This is a genomic window from Vibrio sp. Vb1980, assembly GCF_033338615.1.
GTDB classification, from domain to species: domain Bacteria; phylum Pseudomonadota; class Gammaproteobacteria; order Enterobacterales; family Vibrionaceae; genus Vibrio; species Vibrio alginolyticus.
Window position 1 is genome coordinate 1 of the sequence record NZ_JAWOSZ010000003.1, and the last position, 20,268, is coordinate 20,268.

Consider the following 20,268-nt stretch of genomic DNA (forward strand, 5'->3'; position numbering starts at 1 on the left):
CAACACCCAAGGGGTTTTGATGGACTCAATGAAAGAACATTGAATGTGTAAGAACGAGAATTAAAAAACAGCTTTCCAGATTAAAGAATTTGCTTGGCGACCATAGCGTTTTGGACCCACCTGATTTCCATGCCGAACTCAGAAGTGAAACGAAATAGCGCCGATGGTAGTGTGGGGCTTCCCCATGTGAGAGTAGGACATCGCCAGGCTTTAAATGTAAGAAGCCCGCTCGAAAGAGCGGGCTTTTTTGCATCTATAGAGTTTTAAAATTAGCTCACTTTATACCTAAAAAGTGTTCATCTAAGGTGCGATATACTTGCTCTCTGCAACCTTCCAAAAGGCTTTAACAAGCGGATTCTCCAGCTGAGTTTTGTTGCAGCAAACACCAAGTTTAAAAGGTTTAATTGGTAAGACTTTTAAACGATTTATCTTTTCTCTTACCGGACTGTTGTTGATTACAACATCAGGTGCGATACCTACTCCACACCCCAATGCAACCATACTTACGATGGCTTCATGTCCGGAGGTTTGTGCGTAGATCTTTGGCTTTATTTTCATTTGTTTGAGCCAAGTATTGGCCCTGTCCCTTGCCGTTCCTGCTTCTGGGAGTATGAATGGAATGACCGACCAGTCTGGTTTTTCTTTTTGTAGCTCTTCAGCAAACGCACTAACCCCAACAGGTACGATGACAGAAAGTGGGATTTCACTGATCGTTTCAAATGCGATTTTATTTGGCATCTGTTCTGACTTGGCTGATATGGCAATATCGGCTTCATCTGCTAGTATTTTGTCGATCGCTTGAGCTGGATCGCCGGTTGATAGTTTGAATTCAATGAAAGGGTTCTGAATACGAAAGTCAGATATTAGCTCCGGAAGATGGCTGTAGCTTGCAGTAACAGAACAAAAGAGACGGATTTCTCCTTTCAATTCATCCTCGGTTCCCTTCAGATGACTCTGATACTGCTGCCATTCGCCAAGAATCTTTAAGGCGACTGGGACTAGCTTTTTACCTTGGATAGTTAAATCAACGCTACGGTTGTCGCGTAAAAACAATTGTTGGCTGGTTTCCTCCTCTAATTTTTGTATCTGTCGGCTTAAGGCTGAAGGGCTAATATGCATTGCCGCTGCGGTCTTGGCGAAACTTTTACTCTCACAGAGATGAATGAAAAGTTGCAGGCTTTTGATATTCATTAAATTTTCATTTCCACGTTGCATAAATTGCAATAACTAATTGTGAATATATCACTTTAAGCAATCTCATGTCTGTTTTAGTATAAAGTTATTCGGTAAGGCAATTACTGACCTCAATGGAAGAATCTCAAAGGAGCACCCAGATGGCTAATTATTTCAATACCCTAAACTTGCGCGAGCAGTTGGACCAATTAGGTCGTTGTCGTTTTATGGACCGCAGTGAGTTCGCTTCAGAAGCGGATTATCTGAAAGGTAAGAAAGTAGTCATTGTAGGTTGTGGTGCTCAAGGTCTTAACCAAGGTCTGAACATGCGCGACTCTGGTCTAGACGTTGCTTATGCGCTTCGCCAAGCCGCGATTGATGAGCAACGCCAGTCATTCAAAAACGCAAAAGACAACGGTTTTGAGGTAGGTAGCTACGAAACGCTAATTCCACAAGCTGATCTAGTAGTAAACCTTACTCCAGATAAGCAGCACACAAACGTTGTTGAGACGGTAATGCCGTTAATGAAAGAAGGCGCAGCACTAGGTTACTCTCACGGTTTCAACGTTGTTGAAGAAGGCATGCAAATCCGTAAAGACCTAACGGTAGTAATGGTTGCACCTAAATGTCCAGGTACGGAAGTTCGTGAAGAATATAAGCGCGGTTTCGGTGTACCGACTCTTATCGCTGTTCACCCAGAGAACGACCCAAAAGGTGAAGGTTGGGATATCGCGAAAGCTTGGGCTGCAGCAACAGGTGGTCACCGTGCAGGCTGTCTAGAGTCTTCTTTTGTTGCTGAGGTGAAATCTGACCTAATGGGTGAGCAAACTATCCTTTGTGGCATGCTACAGGCTGGCTCTATCGTATGTTACGAGAAGATGATTGCTGATGGTATCGATCCTGGCTACGCTGGTAAGCTTCTTCAATACGGTTGGGAAACCATCACTGAAGCACTGAAGTTTGGTGGTATCACTCACATGATGGATCGCCTAACTAACCCTGCAAAAGTGAAAGCATTTGAGCTTTCTGAAGAGCTAAAAGAACTGATGCGTCCGCTATACAACAAGCACATGGATGACATCATCACCGGTCACTTCTCTAGCACTATGATGGCTGACTGGGCAAACGACGATGCAAATCTACTAGGCTGGCGTGCAGAAACAGGTGAAACTGCTTTCGAAAACTACCCAGAAACTGACGTAGAAATCTCTGAGCAAGAGTACTTCGATAACGGTATCTTGATGGTTGCTATGGTTCGTGCGGGTGTTGAGCTAGCATTCGAAGCGATGACGGCATCTGGCATCATCGATGAGTCTGCTTACTATGAGTCTCTACACGAGCTGCCACTTATCGCAAACACTATCGCACGTAAGCGTTTATACGAGATGAACGTGGTTATCTCAGACACTGCGGAATACGGTAACTACCTGTTCGCTAACGTAGCAACGCCGCTTCTACGTGAGAAGTTTATGCCAGCCGTAAATACTGACGTAATTGGTAAAGGTTTAGGTGAAACGTCTAACCAAGTGGATAACGCGACTCTTATCGCTGTGAATGAAACAATCCGTAACCACCCTGTAGAGTACATCGGTGAAGAGCTACGTGGTTACATGACTGATATGAAGCGTATCGCAGTGGGCGGCTAAATGACTGGCCTTAAGGCTCCATTTCGGTGTCGAAGGTGCTCGTTTACTATCGTAAAGTTCGCGCCTTCTCCTAGAAATGAAACCTTAATACAGCGTAATTTACTTAGTCTCAAGTAACGCAGTAGATAAACTCCAGGCAGACTGGAGTGATAAATACAAAATAAAACACAACATCTAATCAAAAGGCTTGGTCGCCGTTGACCAAGCCTTTTTGTTTTTAGCCGATTTATCTGCGCGCCGATAAGAAAAACGCTCCTTTGTGAGGAGCGCTTTGATACTTATTTTTCAGCAAGCTTTTCTTCAAGTTGCGCCAACTTCTGTTCCATTTCTGTTAGCTTTTGACGTGTACGTAGTAAAACTTGAGTTTGAACATCAAACTCTTCGCGACTTACAACATCTAGCTTGTTTAGCTGGCCTTGGATTACTTGACGAACTTTCTGATCGACATCAGAGCCCAACTCTTTTACAGGTTGAGGCATTGAGTCGTGAATCTGTTTAGCAATTTGCTCTAATTTCTTTGGGTCAAACATAGTGGCTAAAACTCCTTTTGATTTGTCCTCATTTTAAGTAAATGATACGTGAAAGTCGCCATTTAGATGGCAAAAAAGAGAGCGGCAATAAAAAAGGCCACCGAAGTGACCTTTTTGAATGCCTTAATAACTTATCTGTTATCCGCTAATTCACGATGAGCTGCTTTCGCTTCGTCAACTCGCGCTAACTTCTCCAAGTCTTTGTCTTCAACAAATACTGGCAGAGGTTTGTGTTTTTCAGCTAGGTAGCTGTAAATCACAGGTAGCACGAATAGTGTGAACAGTGTACCGATTGCAAGGCCAGCAACGATGACGATACCGATACTGAAACGTTGCGCGGCACCTGCACCTGTTGCGTACATCAGTGGGATCAGACCTGCGATCATCGCTGCAGTGGTCATTAGGATAGGGCGAAGACGCACTTTCGCAGCTTCCATCACCGCATCAATACGAGACAGTTTATTATGTAACTGCTCTTCCTTGGCGACTTCACAGATCAAGATACCGTGCTTGGTTATTAGGCCGACCAGCGTGATCAAACCAACCTGCGAGTATATGTTCATCGAGGCCGTACCCCAGGCCAATGCGATCAAGGCACCACATATTGCCAGAGGTACAGATACCATGATGACAATAGGATCGCGGAGTGATTCAAATTGAATCGCCAGAACGAGGAAGATGATCGCAAGTGCAAGACCGAAGGTTGCATACAAGGCACTACCTTCCGTTACAAACTGACGAGATTCGCCCATGTAATCATGGTTATACCCTGCAGGCAGTTTGGTTTGTGCAATATTTTCAAACCAATTAACTGCATCCCCCATCGAAACACCAGGGCCTGTAACAGCACCCACAGTTGCTGAGTTTAGCTGGTTGAAGTGTGGCAAAGAGCGAGGCTCAGCCACCACATCAATGGTAATCAGACTACCTAATGGAACCGCTTTACCATCCACAGAGCGTACATAGTAGTTCTTCATCGATTCTGGGTTTAGACGCCATTTACGCTCAACCTGAGGAATTACCTCATAAGAGCGGCCATTTAGGTCGATACGGTTTACATAACCATCTGCCATCATGGTGCTGAGGGTGATACCAATGTCTTGCATAGTCACACCGTAGGCACCTGCTTTGTCTTTATCGATCTTGATCCTCATCGTTGCAGAATCATATTTCAGATCCAGATCGGAATAGACAAACATTGGACTGCTTGCTACTTCCGACAGAATGTCATTTGCAACGGTAAACAAACTTTCAAAGTTGTTTGGCGTTGTAATTACGAACTGTACAGGAAGGCCTGAACCAGCACCTGGTAGCTCCGGCATTTCGTAGGCAGCAATAGACATTCCCGGAATGCTCGAAACAAGCCCACCAACACGCTGTTTGATTTCTGCTTGGCTCGCTTCTCGTTCGCCCCATGGTTTGAGTGTAGCTAAACCAAACGCTTGGTTAGAATCCGGTACACCGTTAAATACCTGAGCGTATTCCACTTCTGGTTGATCAGAGAGAATCTTATTCACATCATCCATGGTGTTTTGGATGTAGTCCAAATTCGAATTTGATGGTGCGGTCCCTATGAGTACTACAACACCTTTATCTTCAGATGGAGCTAGCTCGCTAGGAATAAACTTGAATAGGACTGGTAAACTTGCGAATACAATTATCGCAAACACGATCACCACTGGTCGGCTAGCCATTATTGCTTTTAACATGCTTGCGTAGCGATTAGTCATGCCATCAAGTACATGGTGAACTTTTTGCTCAAACTTGCTTGGCTTCTCGTTCGCCTTCAGCATCTTCGAACACATCATTGGTGATAGTGTCAAAGCGATGATGCCGGATACGAATACTGAACCTGCCAGTGTCAAAGCAAACTCTTTGAACAATGAACCGGTGATACCACCCATCAATGCGATCGGCGCGTACACTGCACCTAGCGTCAATGTCATCGCGATAACTGGAACCGCAATTTCACGCGTACCAATAATTGCAGCTCGGAATGGCGATTCCCCTTCTTTGATGTGACGGTCAACGTTTTCTAGTACAACGATCGCGTCATCCACCACCAGACCGATGGCAAGCACCATCGCCAGTAGCGTCATCAAGTTCCAAGAGAAACCCATTGCCTGCATCACCATTGCCACACCAATCAATGAAAGTGGAATGGTCACGATAGGAATGATTACCGCGCGGAATGAACCCAGGAACAGTGTGATAACCACAAGTACGATGACCGCTGCTTCAAGAATCGTTTTCACTACTTCGTGAATCGATTCGTTGATGGCGATAGTTGAGTCGTACATCACGTTCATTTTGATGTTACTTGGTAGGTTGCGCTCAAGCTGAGGCAACAGTTCAAGTACGTCTGCTGCAATGTTGATTGGGTTAGCGCTTGGTGCTGCGTTGATCGCCGCAACCACGGCTTCTTGACCGTTTGCACTTGCGCGATAAACGTCGTGACTCTTCTCCAGCGTTACTTTAGCGATATCACCTAGGCGGATGACATCCCCTTCACCAGTTTTCACGACCAATGCTTCAAGTTCAGCAACGTTTGATACCTGAGTATCTGCGCTACCGTTATAAAGTACGAACTCACCCGTCGCTTGACCGGTTGCAGATTGGTAGTTGTTGGCGTTAAGAACGCTCATCACATCCGTAGCGGTCAACTTCAAAGCGCCCATTTTGGCAGGATCTAGCCATACGCGCAGTGCGTACTTCATACCACCATACAGGTCAACTTTGGATACACCGTTTACAGTGAACAACTGCGGGTTGATTACACGCTCAAGGTAGTCAGTGATCTGGCTTGAAGATAACTCGTCACTCGTAAAGCCGATGTACAGTACCGCCGTTGTCGAACCTGTCGACATGGTTACGGTTGGATCTTCGGCTTCTTTTGGAAGCTGAGAACGTACTGAGTTCGTTTTCGCTAAGATATCAGCCAATGCTGCATTCGGGTCAGTATTCAACTTCATGTTGACAGTAATGGTTGATTTACCTAGTACCGATTGCGAAGTCATGTAATCAATATTATCGGCTTGCGCCACCGCTTGCTCCAATGGCTGAGTAATAAAGCCTTGGATCAAGTTGGCACTTGCACCGTAGTAACTGGTGGTCACGGTGACCACCGTATTCGTCATTTCAGGGTACTCACGAACTTGCATTTTGAACACCGCTTGCAAACCAAGCAATGCAATCAAAAAGCTGATCGATACCGCTAAAACTGGACGTTTTATAAAAACATCTGTAAAGCGCATGATGCCTCCAACTTAAAGCATTGGTGTTTCAGCAGGTGGGGTAGTTGCATCGCTTTCGACAATGCTTACTTTCGCATGGTTACTCAAACGGACTTGACCCGATGTCACTACCACATCACCTGGCTTCACGCCTTCTAGAATGTGTGCGATATCTTTAGAGCGTTCGCCAACTTTTACCACATGCTGCTTAACGCGTTTTTCGCCATCTTCTTCTGTTACGATGTAAACATTGTCGCCATATAGCGTAAATGTGATCGCGGTTTGAGGTAGAGTGACCTGATTTTCTAACTTAGGCAGAATGATGTTTGCACGCGCGAACATACCACTACGCAGTTTGCCGTCACTGTTAGGGATATCCGCTTGAACTTGAATCAAACCACTTTGTACGTTAACCGCAGGCTCAATCGCAGAAATTGAACCTTTGAAAGGCTGTTCTGGGTAGGCATCCACGAAGATATCCACTTCTTGGTCGATATTGATACGTGAAATATCGGTTTGCGGCACGGTAAAGCGTAAACGCATCACGCTGGTGTCTTCCAGGCGAACAATATCGGTACCCGCTTGTAGGTACTGACCGAGGTACACGTTACGAATACCTACTACACCATCAAATGGCGCTTTGATTTCGCGTCGGTCGATGGTCGCTTTCAAGCTTTCAATGTCCGCTTTTAAGGAGAAGTAGTTCGCTTCTGCTTCGTCATACGCTTCTTTAGAAATAGAGCCTTTTTTAAATAGCCCTTGGTAGCGTTTGTATTTCGCTTCTGCTGCTGGCAACTTGGCTTGCGAGCTCTTTAAATTCGCTTTCTCAACGTCAGAGTCAAGCAGTACTAGTGGCTGACCTGCTTTGACTTGAGTACCGGAATCAAATGCGATTTTATCGATAACACCGCTCGTTTCGTTCGCTACCGTCACGCCTTGATTTGGCTCGATAAAACCAATTGCCTCGATGACTGGTACCCAATCCACCGCTTGCACTTCAGTTACGGTTACTGGGAATGCTGGTTCAGGGCGATTGGCAAACTGCTCCATTTTGTCTTTGATATCAATTAGTCTGTATGTAACAACGCTACCAAAAAGTAATAAAACAATTGATAGCATCAAAATCCACTTTTTCATTCTATTAAGAACTCCAAGTTAGTGTTTAATAATTGCATCCCAACTGGCTTCAATAGCGGCCTCTAATGCCGTCTTATCCAGTTGATAAAATCCCAAAGCGTGTTTCCGAGCAAGTGCAACACTTGCCTCAAAACTTAATCCAGAAAGTACTTCGTTATCGAGAAGCTTGAATACTCCCTCGTCTTTACCCTGATTAAAAAGAAGATCTACTTGGGCAAACATTTGTCTCTCAAGTTCCCGAGCTTTGCTACTATTTGAACAGGGTAAAGACTCATATTGGACTCGGTTGCTGATCGCACTTAAGTTCGAGCTCGCTAGATTCCAAATATTGAGCCACATGGTTCGATAACGCTGTTTTAAAGGCATCTCTTCACTAACACCTAGTTGCACCGCAGTAGCAACACGCTTAGCAACGTTAAGGCGTAGTTCCTCTAAAAGATGTTCTTTATCTGAGAAATAACGGTAAATCGTCCCTGCTGCGACACCTGCCTCATTGGCGAGCTTTTGCATGGAAAGCCCTTGAAAACCAGATTCAGCAATGAGTTGTTCAGCAGCGACTAAGATTTGTTCTCGTTTATCTACAGCAGGGTTATCCTTCATAATGTCACCCTTTAGTGAATGAACGTTCATTCATTATAGCTTAAATACCAGCCATTTATGCAACAGAATATTGCACTTAATTGGTGTGAAAATTACAAGAAATCAGCATAGCTTTCACGAGGCCACCCCTTTATCATAGGCGCCACATTCATCACCCGCAGAGAATTTCTATGAAGCTGAACCCTAGTCAAGATGAAGCCGTGAAATACGTGTCTGGTCCATGCCTAGTGCTAGCTGGTGCTGGCTCGGGCAAAACTCGTGTTATTACCAATAAAATCGCTTATCTGGTTCAGCAATGTGGTTACAAAGCGCGTAACATTGCGGCGGTGACGTTTACCAACAAAGCAGCACGTGAAATGAAGGAGCGTGTAGGTCAAACGTTAGGGAAAGGTGAGTCTAAAGGTTTGATGGTATCAACATTCCACACTTTAGGATTGAACATCATCAAGCGTGAGTACAAGCATTTAGGGTTGAAAGCGGGCTTCTCACTGTTTGATGACCAAGACCAGCTAGCGCTGCTCAAAGAACTTACCGAAAAGCAGCTTGATGGTGATAAAGATCTGCTACGTCAGCTTCTGAGTTGTATTTCCAACTGGAAAAACGACATGTTGACGCCAGAGCAAGCCAAAGCGCGTGCGCAAGGTGAACAGCAACAATTGTTTGCGTTCTGTTTTGATATGTACCAAAAACAAATGAAAGCCTATAACGCGCTTGATTTTGATGACCTAATTTTGATGCCCGTTTTACTCTTACGTAATCATGAAGACGTTCGTCAGCGTTGGCAGAATCGTATCCGTTACCTACTGGTTGACGAGTATCAAGATACCAACACGAGTCAGTATGAGCTGGTCAAATTAATCGTCGGAGAACGTGGGCGATTGACGGTTGTAGGGGATGACGATCAGTCTATTTATTCATGGCGTGGTGCGAAACCTCAGAACCTCGTGTTGCTGGGTGAAGATTATCCGAATTTGCGTTTGATTAAGCTAGAGCAAAACTACCGTTCAACGAGTCGAATCTTGCGTGCGGCCAACATTTTGATAGCTAACAACCCTCACGTCTATGAGAAGTCCTTGTTCTCTGAAATTCCTGACGGTGAAAAACTCAAAGTGTTGTTGGCTAAAAATGAAGAGCACGAAGCAGAGCGCGTAACGGGTGAACTAATTGCGCATAAGTTCCTAAACCGTACCGAATATAAAGATTATGCGATTCTATATCGTGGTAACCACCAATCACGTTTGATTGAAAAGTCTCTGATGCAAAACCGTGTACCGTATAAAATTTCTGGCGGCACCTCGTTTTTTGCGCGCGCAGAGATTAAAGACATCATGGCGTATTTGCGCGTTTTGGTTAATCCGGATGACGACAATGCATTTTTGCGCATTGTGAACACTCCGCGACGTGAAATTGGCCCAGTAACGTTAGAGAAATTAGGCAGTTATGCCAATATGCGAGGCAAGAGCCTGTTTGAATCGAGCTTTGAAATGGGGCTCGAACAGCACCTAACGGGACGTGGCCTAGAAAACTTGCGTCGTTTCACCCAATGGCTAGTGGCGATTGCTGATCAAGCTGAGCGTGGTGATACCGTCGAAGCGGTTCGTTCGCTAGTTCGTGATATCCATTATGAAGATTGGCTATACGAAACTTCAGCAAGTCCGAAAGCCGCTGAAATGAGAATGAAGAACGTTTCTGACCTTTATTCATGGATAGTGGCGGACCTAGAGGGTGACAACTACGATCAAGAAGAGAAAACGTTAAAAGAAGTCGTTCAACGTTTGACCTTGCGTGACATGATGGAGCGCGGTGAAGAAGATGAAGACAGTGATGCAGTACAACTGATGACCTTGCACGCATCAAAAGGCCTTGAGTTCCCATATGTATACTTAATTGGGTCCGAAGAAGGTATTTTACCGCACCAAACCAGTATTGATGAAGATAACGTGGAAGAAGAGCGTCGCCTGATGTACGTTGGTATTACTCGAGCGCAACGTGAACTGACTTTCACTATGTGCAAAGAGCGTCGGCAGTTCGGCGAGTTGATAAAACCGACTCAAAGCCGCTTTTTGGATGAGTTGCCATTTGATGACGTTGAATGGGAAGTAAACAAAAAGCCAGTATCAGCAGAAGAGCGTATGGCGAAAGGTCAAGCACACATTGCCAATATTCGAGCAATGTTCAAGAAGTAAAGTAACCTTGTTCTCACTGACTAAAAACAAAAAGGCTTGCCAACTGGCAAGCCTTTTTCGTTGATGTCTTTACTTATAGACCTTCAATCATGTGGTCAATTGCTGCGATGATTTCATCGTCAGAACAGTCCATACAGGTTCCTTTGGCTGGCATCGCATTGAAGCCTTCTAATGCGTGCTTCACTAACGTATCTTTGCCTTGTGCAATACGTGGTGCCCAATCATCGGCATTACCTGTTTTAGGTGCGCCGTTTACACCAGATGCGTGACAAGCAATACAAAAAGTACCATAAACTGTGGCGCCATCACGTGGACCGGTTGGTTCTTCTTTCACTGGCTCAGAACCCGCTAGATAAACATCACCGACAGGTTGGATGCGTTCTGCGATCGCATCGTATTCAGTTTGGCTGATGTCAGAAGCTAAAGCTGCCGTAGAAAACGTTAAGGCAGCGAACAAAACGCTAATCATTTGTCGAGACATATCCATTAAACCCACTTCACATTCCCGAGGTAAGTGACTTACCTATTTATATAGTTAGAGTATTAATGCCGAGCAGAGAAATCATTAAATTCCACTGAATGGCATAGAATGATTAGACAACTTGGTTGCAGCTGTTAAATCAATGTAAATAATGGGTGATTATATCCCGATAACTTGTTGCAATAAACAACAAGTTATCCATGACAGGGCGTGAATCACATCAAAAATCCACTTTAACGGAAGATAACTGTCGAAAAAGAGACCAAACGATAAAAAAAGTAAAAAAAGTACTAGACGGCATAGTGTGATATCCGTATTATTCCACTCCGCCGATAGGGCATGCGCCCGTAGCTCAGTTGGATAGAGCGTTGGCCTCCGGAGCCAAAGGTCGAAGGTTCGAATCCTTTCGGGCGTACCATTGCCTCGGAGGATACATCGGTAAAAATCAGTGGTGGCTATAGCTCAGTTGGTAGAGCCCCGGATTGTGATTCCGGTTGTCGCGAGTTCAAGTCTCGTTAGCCACCCCATTCTTTCTTTTTTAGATTGAATGCGGTAGCATTGCTCCCAATCTTGATTCAATCAAGATAAAACATCGTCGGTGAATAGCGCAGCTTGGTAGCGCATCTGGTTTGGGACCAGAGGGTCGGGGGTTCGAATCCCTCTTCACCGACCACTATTTAGTTTATGGCTATATAGAGCGGTAAACAGCAAAAATTGATGGTGGCTATAGCTCAGTTGGTAGAGCCCTGGATTGTGATTCCGGTGGTCGCGAGTTCGAATCTCGTTAGCCACCCCATTAATTAAGGTGACTTCTTAGTTGAAGTGTCCTGTCTGATTTGAGAAAATCAGTAAATACAGTTCGGTGAATAGCGCAGCTTGGTAGCGCATCTGGTTTGGGACCAGAGGGTCGGGGGTTCGAATCCCTCTTCACCGACCACTATTAGAAAGCCTGCTTTTTAGCAGGCTTTCGTCGTTTTAGAGTTTATGATCTCGCTTGGACTGTATTAGTCGGTAATGTATCAATGGATTTGAACCCAAGTGGGGGTTCGCCTGAAGTTAGAATTCGGCTCTTCACCGACCGCTATTTAGAGCCTCAGTCGAAAGACTGGGGCTTTTTTGCATCTCTCCTGAAAAGAATCGGCATTCCATTTCAATTTTCCCCAAAAGTGTACAGCTCTAGGGGCTTTTGACCACCTATGATCCAAATGCTTTTCGAGCTGACAAAATAAACCCCAGAGCAGTGTCTGGGGGTTTGTAGTTTTCTAATCCGCTGCTTTTATTGGGCGAGTGTTTTAAGGATTTCTTTTACTTCTACCGTTTTTTGGATTTCAAAACTTGGCGTTATATCCGTTGAGTTACTTGCGCCTGTCGCATTCACCCACACACTCAAAATGCCCATATTGTTAGCGCCAGCAATGTCAGCAGGTAAAGAGTCGCCCACGTGTAGAGCCTCTTCTGGTTTTACTTCGACCAAGTCGAGCGCTTTTTGGAAAATACTTGTAGCAGGTTTCTCTTCTGGCTCTTCTCCTCCCACAATAATATGGTCCACCCAGTTGCTCATTTGTGTCGCGTTTAATTTAGGGTGTTGAGAAAAAATCGGGCCGTTAGTGATCACGACGAGTTTGTAATGTTGACGAAGGTCGCTGAGCATTTCTTTTACACCAGGGAAGAAAGTGAACGCGCCCATACGTGCAGAGTCAAAGTAGTCTTGAGCTTGTTGAGCCTCTTTTGCAGTAATGTTGACGCCGTGCTCCGCCAAGATGTTTTGGATCAGGCCACAACGGAAGGCATTTTCATCGGGTAGCAGAGCCACAAGGTGAGGGAACTCAGCATTCAGCTTTTTGTATACACCCTGTAAGTAGCGCTGCAAAAACGCTTTTGGCTCAGTCACTTGTGGGTAGGTTTTATGAATCCAAGTTGTAAACGCTTGTCCTGCAACTTTATCGGCTTGTGACGTTGCACATAAAGTCTCGTCCATATCAAAAAAAATCGCTTTAAGCACAGGAGCTCCTTTTATTTACGGCTTGGCTTTGACACTGTTCATCTATTATCCCACTCTCAATTGTGTCGTAAAGGGTTAAAATCGGCGAGTTTTCTTATGACGTACGAATGAGGATAGCGGTACTTTCCTTTGCTTAGTCAATAAACCGCTTAAGTGGCGCATAATCTGCGTTGGAGCTGGATTTGTGTGGTTTTGCTGTTTTGTTCACGTTTTGACCGATCCTTTCTCTTCCTAAGTTTGGCTTTTTGTATTTGCCGACTATTTTATTAATAGTTTTTTATGTTGAAAAAACACTTTTTGCATATGATATTGTTTGTTAAATGTTAATAAATGCACATGAATAATATGGTTAATGATCTTGTTTAGCTCATGTTTACTTTTAGAGCATTTTTCTAGTTTTATTGGTGCATGACGCACAAAAATAGTGTGATATGAAAATGGTTAAATACTTGTTAATGCATTTTTATTCGCTAATTGTGCGTTTATTTAATGTTTTTTCGGCGGAATATACTTTAATTGTTGCTTTTTTGTGTGATTTTTGCCAAATTATTTCCGCATTAAGATTTCAGAGTATTATTCTGAATTTGAACGGATTCATTCAGGTGATGAATGGTGCCTTTGGCGCGATTCGATACCACAGACAAGGCAGTAGAGGTCTGAAATGTCACTATTAGAAGTGAAAAACCTTCGTATTGAATACCCATCCCGACACGGCGTTCACGCTGCCGTGAAGTCACTTTCTTTTCATATTGAACGTGGTGAAATCGTGGGTGTTGTTGGCGAATCAGGTGCGGGTAAATCCACCGTTGGTAACGCCGTTATTGATTTGCTTAGCCCTCCAGGTCGCGTTGCTAGCGGTGATGTATTCTTGGATGGAGAAAAAATTTCTGGTTTATCACCAGAAGCGATGCGTAAGGTTCGCGGATCGAAAATTGGTTTTATTTTCCAAGATCCAATGACCTCACTTAACCCACTTTTTACGGTTGAGCAGCAGCTGAAAGAGACGATCCACGCCAACATGAAAGTCTCTGATGAAGAGGCGTATCAGCGTGCACTTTCTCTGATGCAGCAAGTTGGCATCCCGCAGCCAGAAAACCGCTTAAAACAGTACCCGCACCAATTCTCTGGTGGTATGCGTCAGCGTGTCGTCATTGCGATTGCTTTGGCTGGTGAGCCAGATCTGATCATTGCGGACGAACCAACTACGGCGTTAGACGTTTCTATCCAAGACCAAATCCTCAACTTGATCCGCGAGCTGTGTATCAAGAACAATGTCGGCTGTATGTTGGTTACTCACGATATGGGTGTCGTCTCCAACGTCACCGATCGCGTGGCGGTAATGTATCGTGGTGACTTAGTGGAGTTTGGACCAACAGCCAAAGTATTGGGCGATCCTGATCACTCTTATACTCGCAGTCTAATTTCAGCGGTACCACGTTCAGACAGAAAGCTAGATCGTTTCCCGTTAGTAAGCTATATCGAAGAAGCGGCGGAAATGGAGCCACTCGATATCAAGAACCACTGGTTAGGACAAAGCCAAGATGAGCGTGAGTACACTGGCCCGCTTTTGGACGTGAAGAACGTCAATCTTCGCTTTGTGACCAAAGACTCTTTGTTCGAGAGCCGCCGAGAATACGTGCAAGCATCTAATAATGTGAGCTTTGAAGTGCACGAAGGCGAAACCTTTGGTTTGGTGGGCGAGTCTGGTTCAGGTAAATCGACCATTGCACGTGTGATTGCTGGTTTATACCAACCTAACTCTGGTCAGGTGAAATTCGAGGGCATTGACCTGACCGCTTTAACCTCTGAGAAAGAGCGCCGCCCGATGCGTCGTCAAATGCAGATGGTGTTCCAAAACCCATATACTTCAATGAACCCTCGTATGAAGGTATTCGATATTATTGCTGAGCCAATCCGTTTCCATAAATTGACGAAAAACGAGTCGGAAACTCGCCAAATCGTGAATGACCTATTGGATCATGTTGGTTTGGGTCGAATGGCTGGGCTTAAGTACCCTCATGAATTCTCCGGTGGTCAGCGTCAGCGTATTTCTATTGCGCGTGCGTTGGCGACTCGTCCTCGACTTTTGATTTGTGATGAACCGACCTCAGCTCTGGACGTATCGGTACAGGCACAAATTCTAAACTTGCTGAAAGATCTGCAAAGTGAGCTGAACTTGACTATGTTGTTTATCAGCCACGATTTACCTGTTATTCGCCAGATGTGTGACCGAGTAGGTGTGATGCAAATGGGTACACTTTTAGAAGTGGCACCAACAGAACAGTTATTCACGGCACCTCAACACGAATACAGCAAAAAATTGATTTCTCTGATGCCGGAGTTTACTGGCTTGCGAGAAGAGATCGAAACGGCATAAACCAAGCAATTCGCTTGGCTAACCTTTAGTCATAACAAAGACGCAAACACAACAACAAGGGATCCGTATCCCCGCATGAAGGAGTTATGCAAATGAAAACCATGAAAAGCAAATTAGCAGTGGCGCTAATGGCTGCGGGCCTAAGCTTTAATGCAATGGCAGCAGATATCAAAGTTGGCTATGCAGCTGACCCAGTATCGCTTGACCCACATGAGCAGCTATCAGGTGGCACACTGCAAATGTCACACATGGTATTTGATCCGTTGGTTCGCTTTACTCAAAAAATGGATTTCGAGCCTCGCCTAGCAGAAAGCTGGGAACGCATAAACGATACGACTGTTCGTTTCAAACTGCGTGAAGGTGTGAAATTCCATTCTGGCAATACTCTAACGGCTGACGACGTCGTGTGGACGTTCCAGCGTTTACAAAGCTCTCCTGACTTTAAAAACATCTTCGACCCGTACGAAAAAATCGTCAAAGTGGACGACAACACGTTCGATCTTGTAACCAAAGGTCCTTACCCACTAGTGCTGCAAACCGCAACGTACATTTTCCCAATGGACAGCAAGTTCTACACGGGCAAAACTGCGGACGGCAAAGACAAGTCTGAGTTAGTGAAGCACGGTAACTCATTTGCATCGACTAACGTATCTGGCACGGGTCCATTCATTGTGACTTCACGTGAGCAGGGCGTAAAAGTGGAATTTGAACGCTTTAAAGATTACTGGGACAAAGAGTCGAAAGGTAATGTTGATAAGCTAACGCTTGTGCCAATTAAAGAAGACGCAACTCGTGTAGCAGCGCTGCTTTCTGGCGGTGTTGACATGATTCACCCTGTAGCGCCAAACGACCACAAACGCGTTGAAGATGCTGACGGCATCGACCTAGTTACGCTACCTGGTACTCGTATCATCACGTTCCAACTAAACCAAAACAGCAACGAAGCATTGAAAGACGTTCGCGTTCGCCAAGCGATTGTTCACGCAATCAATAACGAAGGTATTGTGAAGAAAATCATGAAAGGCTTCGCAACGGCCGCTGGTCAGCAAAGCCCGGCAGGTTACGTAGGTCACGATGACAAACTGGTTCCTCGCTACGATTTGAAGAAAGCGAAAGAACTGATGAAAGAAGCGGGTTACGAAAACGGCCTGACGCTAACGATGATCGCACCAAACAACCGTTACGTGAATGATGCGAAAGTAGCACAAGCGGCAGCGGCAATGTTGTCTAAGATCGGTATCAAGGTTGATCTGAAGACCATGCCAAAAGCGCAGTACTGGCCTGAGTTCGACAAGTGTGCGGCAGACATGCTGATGATCGGTTGGCACTCAGATACAGAAGACTCAGCGAACTTCAACGAGTTCCTAACTATGACTCGTAACGAAGAAACCGGTCGTGGTCAGTACAACTGTGGTTACTACTCAAACCCAGAAATGGACAAAGTGGTTGAAGCTGCGAACGTAGAAACGGATCCTGCGAAACGTGCAGAAATGCTGAAAGGTGTAGAAGCAACACTATACAACGACGCAGCATTCGTACCGCTACACTGGCAAAGTGAAGCGTGGGGTGCGAAGTCTAACGTGAAAGCGGCAGACATCGTTAACCCAATGGTAATGCCTTACTTCGGTGACCTAGTGGTTGAATAATCACGGTTAGTCGACTTTGAGGAGGGATGGATTTCCCTCCTCAACTTAAAGCACTCGACTCAGTTTTGTTTCAGTCGGATTGAGTTGGTTATTTAGACTGAATTTTCTCTCTAATTTAGAGATCTATGGATAGTTAAGGGGCAAGGAATGTTTTCGTTTCTGGTCAAGCGCCTGTTTCAGGCACTGATAGTGATGTTTGTGATCAGTTTGGTGGCGTTTGCCATTCAGGACAACCTGGGTGATCCGCTGCGTGAGCTTGTAGGTCAGTCGGTTTCGGAATCGGAGCGTCAAGCGCTACGCGATGACTTGGGCCTGAACGATCCCTTTATCACAAAGTACACGCGCTTTGTGGGTAATGCACTGCAAGGTGATTTGGGTACCTCATATTTTTTCAAGCGACCTGCGGTTGAGGTGATTCTCGACAAGCTGGTGGCTACATTAGAGCTCGTGTTTGGCGCGACGCTTATCATCATTGTTTTCTCTATTCCGCTTGGGGTGTACTCTGCGATTCATCCTAAGAGTGTTTTTACCAAATTTGTCATGGCGATGAGCAGTGTCGGTATCTCGATTCCGGTGTTCTTAACCGCAATCATGCTGATGTATGTCTTCTCCATAGAACTTGGTTGGTTGCCTTCCTATGGGCGGGGCGAGACCGCTAACGTACTCGGTTGGGAATCTGGCTTCTTTACCATTGATGGTATCAAGCACCTCATCCTACCTTGTATTGCGCTAGCGTCTATCATGTTGCCGTTGTTCATCCGCTTGGTGCGTTCAGAAATGCTGGAAGTTCTGAGTTCGGAATACATTAAGTTCGCCAAAGCAAAAGGTTTGAACTTACAAAAGATTTATTACCAACATGCACTTAAGAACACCATGCTACCAGTATTGACGGTAGGTGGCGTGCAGATTGGTACCATGGTGGCCTACACCATTCTTACTGAAACCGTGTTCCAATGGCCGGGCACTGGCTTCCTTTTCCTAGAGGCAATCAACCGTGTAGATACACCGCTGATCACTGCCTACGTTATCTTTGTTGGTCTGATCTTCGTGGTAACCAATACCATCGTTGACTTGCTGTACGGCATCATCAACCCAACTGTGAACCTAACTGGAAAAGGAGCTTAATCATGAGCCAATCAAATTTAACACCAGCTCCTGCTCCATCAGCGTGGCAGCGTTTCAAAGAGTCAGATTTTCTGTATTACTTCAAACGCGACAAAGTGGCGATGGCGAGTTTTACCGTCTTTATGATGTTCTTAGTATTGGCATTGGCTGCACCGATTCTTGCGCCAACAGACCCGTACGATCTGACGTCTATCGACATCATGGATTCTGAGTTGCCACCTTCGTGGATGGAAGATGGCGATGAGCGCTTTGTGTTGGGTACTGACGAGCAAGGTCGCGATATTTTATCGACCATTCTTTACGGTTCTCGTTTGTCTTTGACGATCGGCTTTTTAGCCGTCGGTCTTCAGTTGATTCTGGGTATCATCATTGGTTTGTCGGCGGGTTACTTCGGTGGTCGTATCGATAGCTTCTTGATGCGCTTTGCGGATGTTCAACTATCGTTCTCGACCATGATGGTCGCGATCATCGTCTCTGCAATCTTTAAAGCCAGCTTTGGCAGTGATTTTTACAGCCAATATGCGGTGGTCATGCTGGTGGTGATCATCGGTGTGGCAGAATGGCCGCAATACGCACGGACTATTCGTGCCTCGGTATTGGCAGAGAAGAAGAAAGAATACGTCGAAGCGGCGCGTGTGATGGGCTTTAAAGCGCCTCGAATCATGTTCCGTCACATTCTGCCAAACTGTCTATCGCCAATCTTGGTTATCTCGACGGTACAGGTAGCGAACGCGATCATGTCGGAAGCGGCACTGTCATTCCTAGGTTTGGGTCTTCCTGTTGATCAGCCGTCACTAGGTGCGCTGATCAGCATCGGCTTTAACTACATCTTCTCAGGTGCGTGGTGGATTACTGCCTTCCCAGGCATCGTGTTGGTTACACTGGTTCTGGTTATCAACTTATTGGGTGACTGGTTACGAGATGTATTCAACCCGAAACTGTACAAAGGTTAAGAATTTTCCCGCCAAGCGTTGTAAATTCGCTTAATTCCTTCCTAAACTGAGAGCCGGATGCAAATTCCGGCTCTTTTTTTGCTAGTTATTCTTTGTTCACATTTTTTTGGCGCTTTGCCGCCATAATGACCTTACCCACTAATTTAGAGTGAAGTGTATGGAAATGAAGAAGGCCCAACGCCCATCTAACGTCTTCCAAGCAAGCCTAGCTTTCGGCTTGTTGCTGGTATGCGCCCAGTTTTCTAGCCCAGTATCGGCGGAGGAGTTCCTTTGCCAAGCCACTCAAGCCAGCGAGAAAGAATTACCGATGCTTGAGAAAACGTGCCCAATTGGTAACGGAGTATGGGGAAAGAAAGTGCCGCAGGGGGGCAACTACCTTTACTGGATTCAATGCGGATTGCTACCCAAGCCTATGTCTCTCGCGAAAGCTAAGCCTCTCTATAGTAAAATCACGACTGACGTATGGATGAAGCCTGAATCCAAAGGCTATCGCTGTTTGATTGGACCTTACAAGGCATTGTCTGATGCGAGGGATGACTTACGAGGAGTCAAAACCTTGTCGAATTACAAAGAGGCGTTCATCCGAGTGGTTGGGAAAGGGACGAAACAACCAGTAACACCACCTACACCTAAATCTACTGTATCGTCGAAATCAGCCGCATCTTCGGTTAAGCCAACACCGACGGTGACCCCGAAACCCGCGCCAGTTCCTGCTGTGCGAGCTGATACCGACGCCTTTAAAGCGCGGGCAGAGAAGCCAGATACCAAGGCAAAAAGTTCACGTGATAGCTCTTCGTCTACGCCTGTTGCTAAGACCAAAGCGAAGCCAATTGTCACTGGAAATGATGACATTGAAGTTCGGTTGAGAACTTCAGTGCAGGGCAAAACGTACGTGGTCCCATATTTACTCGATCACCATAATCAGTTTTACATGGAACATGGTAAGCCGTGGAACCGCCTCAACTACGAAAACTCGCACAAAGTATGTCAGCAACTGGGTATGAACTTAGCTAACCCTGCAGAGTTTAAAGCGCTGAGGGCGTCTGGGGTGATGGAAAAAAATCAATGGCCACTGCAACTGCCGTATTGGGGCAAAGATAAGAAAGGTTTGTTCGCCGATCGTGAGCCCAATCAGCTCACCGGGACCTCATTATTGAACGTGGTGTGCGTGAAATAACG

The 20,268-nt window shown here is 45.5% G+C and carries 14 protein-coding genes, 5 tRNA genes and 1 rRNA gene; 13 read left to right on the forward strand and 7 right to left on the reverse strand.

Annotated elements, in window-relative coordinates; translation table 11 throughout:
• Positions 1-92 precede the first annotated feature (92 nt).
• A 5S ribosomal RNA gene (rrf, locus tag R7F64_RS06390) occupies positions 93-209 on the forward strand.
• A 91-nt stretch (positions 210-300) separates the two neighbouring features.
• Here the strand turns inward: rrf and ilvY are convergent.
• Entirely contained in the window at positions 301-1,191 is an 891-nt protein-coding gene (ilvY, locus tag R7F64_RS06395) for an HTH-type transcriptional activator IlvY (RefSeq protein ID WP_005379097.1), read from the reverse strand.
• Between the two features lie 143 nt (positions 1,192-1,334).
• Here ilvY and ilvC point away from each other — a divergent pair, with 143 nt between their 5' ends.
• On the forward strand, positions 1,335-2,819 hold the full coding sequence (ilvC, locus tag R7F64_RS06400; protein ID WP_005379098.1) for a ketol-acid reductoisomerase: 1,485 nt from the start codon (positions 1,335-1,337) through the stop codon (positions 2,817-2,819).
• Between the two features lie 278 nt (positions 2,820-3,097).
• Here ilvC and ubiK read toward each other — a convergent pair whose 3' ends face one another.
• From ubiK to R7F64_RS06420, 4 genes are all read right to left on the reverse strand, one after another.
• Complete coding sequence (ubiK, locus tag R7F64_RS06405) at positions 3,098-3,349, reverse strand: ubiquinone biosynthesis accessory factor UbiK (protein ID WP_005379099.1); 252 nt, start codon at positions 3,347-3,349, stop codon at positions 3,098-3,100.
• 131 nt (positions 3,350-3,480) lie between these two features.
• Positions 3,481-6,603: a multidrug efflux RND transporter permease subunit VmeD gene (gene vmeD / locus R7F64_RS06410; protein WP_203345754.1), complete on the reverse strand. Its 3,123-nt coding sequence runs from the start codon at positions 6,601-6,603 to the stop codon at positions 3,481-3,483.
• A 12-nt stretch (positions 6,604-6,615) separates the two neighbouring features.
• Entirely contained in the window at positions 6,616-7,719 is a 1,104-nt protein-coding gene (locus tag R7F64_RS06415) for an efflux RND transporter periplasmic adaptor subunit (protein ID WP_042523871.1), read from the reverse strand.
• Between the two features lie 18 nt (positions 7,720-7,737).
• Positions 7,738-8,319 carry a TetR/AcrR family transcriptional regulator gene (locus R7F64_RS06420; RefSeq protein ID WP_005384254.1) on the reverse strand — a complete coding sequence of 194 codons (582 nt, stop codon included), beginning with the start codon at positions 8,317-8,319 and terminating at the stop codon, positions 7,738-7,740.
• Positions 8,320-8,489: 170 nt separating this feature from the next.
• Between R7F64_RS06420 and rep the strand changes: the two genes are divergently transcribed.
• A complete protein-coding gene (rep, locus tag R7F64_RS06425; protein WP_005379104.1) occupies positions 8,490-10,505 on the forward strand; it encodes a DNA helicase Rep in 2,016 nt (671 codons plus the stop codon).
• A gap of 73 nt (positions 10,506-10,578) precedes the next feature.
• Here the strand turns inward: rep and R7F64_RS06430 are convergent, their stop codons facing one another.
• Positions 10,579-10,992, reverse strand: coding sequence for a c-type cytochrome (locus R7F64_RS06430; RefSeq protein ID WP_005384252.1), 414 nt, complete (start codon positions 10,990-10,992; stop codon positions 10,579-10,581).
• 335 nt (positions 10,993-11,327) lie between these two features.
• Here R7F64_RS06430 and R7F64_RS06435 point away from each other — a divergent pair.
• From R7F64_RS06435 to R7F64_RS06455, 5 genes are all read left to right on the forward strand, one after another.
• Positions 11,328-11,404 (forward strand) — tRNA-Arg (locus tag R7F64_RS06435).
• A 33-nt stretch (positions 11,405-11,437) separates the two neighbouring features.
• A tRNA-His gene (locus R7F64_RS06440) sits at positions 11,438-11,513 on the forward strand.
• Positions 11,514-11,582: 69 nt separating this feature from the next.
• Positions 11,583-11,659: transfer RNA gene (locus R7F64_RS06445), tRNA-Pro, on the forward strand.
• 47 nt (positions 11,660-11,706) lie between these two features.
• Positions 11,707-11,782: transfer RNA gene (locus R7F64_RS06450), tRNA-His, on the forward strand.
• 64 nt (positions 11,783-11,846) lie between these two features.
• Positions 11,847-11,923 (forward strand) — tRNA-Pro (locus tag R7F64_RS06455).
• A 339-nt stretch (positions 11,924-12,262) separates the two neighbouring features.
• Here R7F64_RS06455 and R7F64_RS06460 read toward each other — a convergent pair.
• Positions 12,263-12,988: an HAD family hydrolase gene (locus R7F64_RS06460; RefSeq protein WP_154204930.1), complete on the reverse strand. Its 726-nt coding sequence runs from the start codon at positions 12,986-12,988 to the stop codon at positions 12,263-12,265.
• Between the two features lie 661 nt (positions 12,989-13,649).
• On the opposite strand from R7F64_RS06460, the gene R7F64_RS06465 reads away from it, so the two are divergent.
• From R7F64_RS06465 to R7F64_RS06485, 5 genes are all read left to right on the forward strand, one after another.
• On the forward strand, positions 13,650-15,365 hold the full coding sequence (locus R7F64_RS06465) for a dipeptide ABC transporter ATP-binding protein (RefSeq protein WP_005379108.1): 1,716 nt from the start codon (positions 13,650-13,652) through the stop codon (positions 15,363-15,365).
• 92 nt (positions 15,366-15,457) lie between these two features.
• Positions 15,458-17,011: an ABC transporter substrate-binding protein gene (locus tag R7F64_RS06470; RefSeq protein WP_005379109.1), complete on the forward strand. Its 1,554-nt coding sequence runs from the start codon at positions 15,458-15,460 to the stop codon at positions 17,009-17,011.
• Positions 17,012-17,158: 147 nt separating this feature from the next.
• On the forward strand, positions 17,159-18,136 hold the full coding sequence (locus R7F64_RS06475) for an ABC transporter permease (protein WP_005379110.1): 978 nt from the start codon (positions 17,159-17,161) through the stop codon (positions 18,134-18,136).
• A gap of 2 nt (positions 18,137-18,138) precedes the next feature.
• A complete protein-coding gene (locus R7F64_RS06480) occupies positions 18,139-19,089 on the forward strand; it encodes an ABC transporter permease (RefSeq protein ID WP_005384239.1) in 951 nt (316 codons plus the stop codon).
• Between the two features lie 157 nt (positions 19,090-19,246).
• Positions 19,247-20,266: an SPOR domain-containing protein gene (locus R7F64_RS06485; protein WP_318071543.1), complete on the forward strand. Its 1,020-nt coding sequence runs from the start codon at positions 19,247-19,249 to the stop codon at positions 20,264-20,266.
• Positions 20,267-20,268: the final 2 nt, after the last annotated feature.

What these genes read in the sequence shown, in the direction of transcription:
- ilvY (WP_005379097.1), bottom strand. Translation starts at nt 1,191, where the DNA reads ATGAATATCAAAAGCCTGCAACTTTTCATTCATCTCTGTGAGAGTAAA.
- ilvC (WP_005379098.1), top strand. Translation starts at nt 1,335, where the DNA reads ATGGCTAATTATTTCAATACCCTAAACTTGCGCGAGCAGTTGGACCAA.
- ubiK (WP_005379099.1), bottom strand. Translation starts at nt 3,349, where the DNA reads ATGTTTGACCCAAAGAAATTAGAGCAAATTGCTAAACAGATTCACGAC.
- vmeD (WP_203345754.1), bottom strand. Translation starts at nt 6,603, where the DNA reads ATGCGCTTTACAGATGTTTTTATAAAACGTCCAGTTTTAGCGGTATCG.
- R7F64_RS06415 (WP_042523871.1), bottom strand. Translation starts at nt 7,719, where the DNA reads ATGAAAAAGTGGATTTTGATGCTATCAATTGTTTTATTACTTTTTGGT.
- R7F64_RS06420 (WP_005384254.1), bottom strand. Translation starts at nt 8,319, where the DNA reads ATGAAGGATAACCCTGCTGTAGATAAACGAGAACAAATCTTAGTCGCT.
- rep (WP_005379104.1), top strand. Translation starts at nt 8,490, where the DNA reads ATGAAGCTGAACCCTAGTCAAGATGAAGCCGTGAAATACGTGTCTGGT.
- R7F64_RS06430 (WP_005384252.1), bottom strand. Translation starts at nt 10,992, where the DNA reads ATGGATATGTCTCGACAAATGATTAGCGTTTTGTTCGCTGCCTTAACG.
- R7F64_RS06465 (WP_005379108.1), top strand. Translation starts at nt 13,650, where the DNA reads ATGTCACTATTAGAAGTGAAAAACCTTCGTATTGAATACCCATCCCGA.
- R7F64_RS06470 (WP_005379109.1), top strand. Translation starts at nt 15,458, where the DNA reads ATGAAAACCATGAAAAGCAAATTAGCAGTGGCGCTAATGGCTGCGGGC.
- R7F64_RS06475 (WP_005379110.1), top strand. Translation starts at nt 17,159, where the DNA reads ATGTTTTCGTTTCTGGTCAAGCGCCTGTTTCAGGCACTGATAGTGATG.
- R7F64_RS06480 (WP_005384239.1), top strand. Translation starts at nt 18,139, where the DNA reads ATGAGCCAATCAAATTTAACACCAGCTCCTGCTCCATCAGCGTGGCAG.
- R7F64_RS06485 (WP_318071543.1), top strand. Translation starts at nt 19,247, where the DNA reads ATGGAAATGAAGAAGGCCCAACGCCCATCTAACGTCTTCCAAGCAAGC.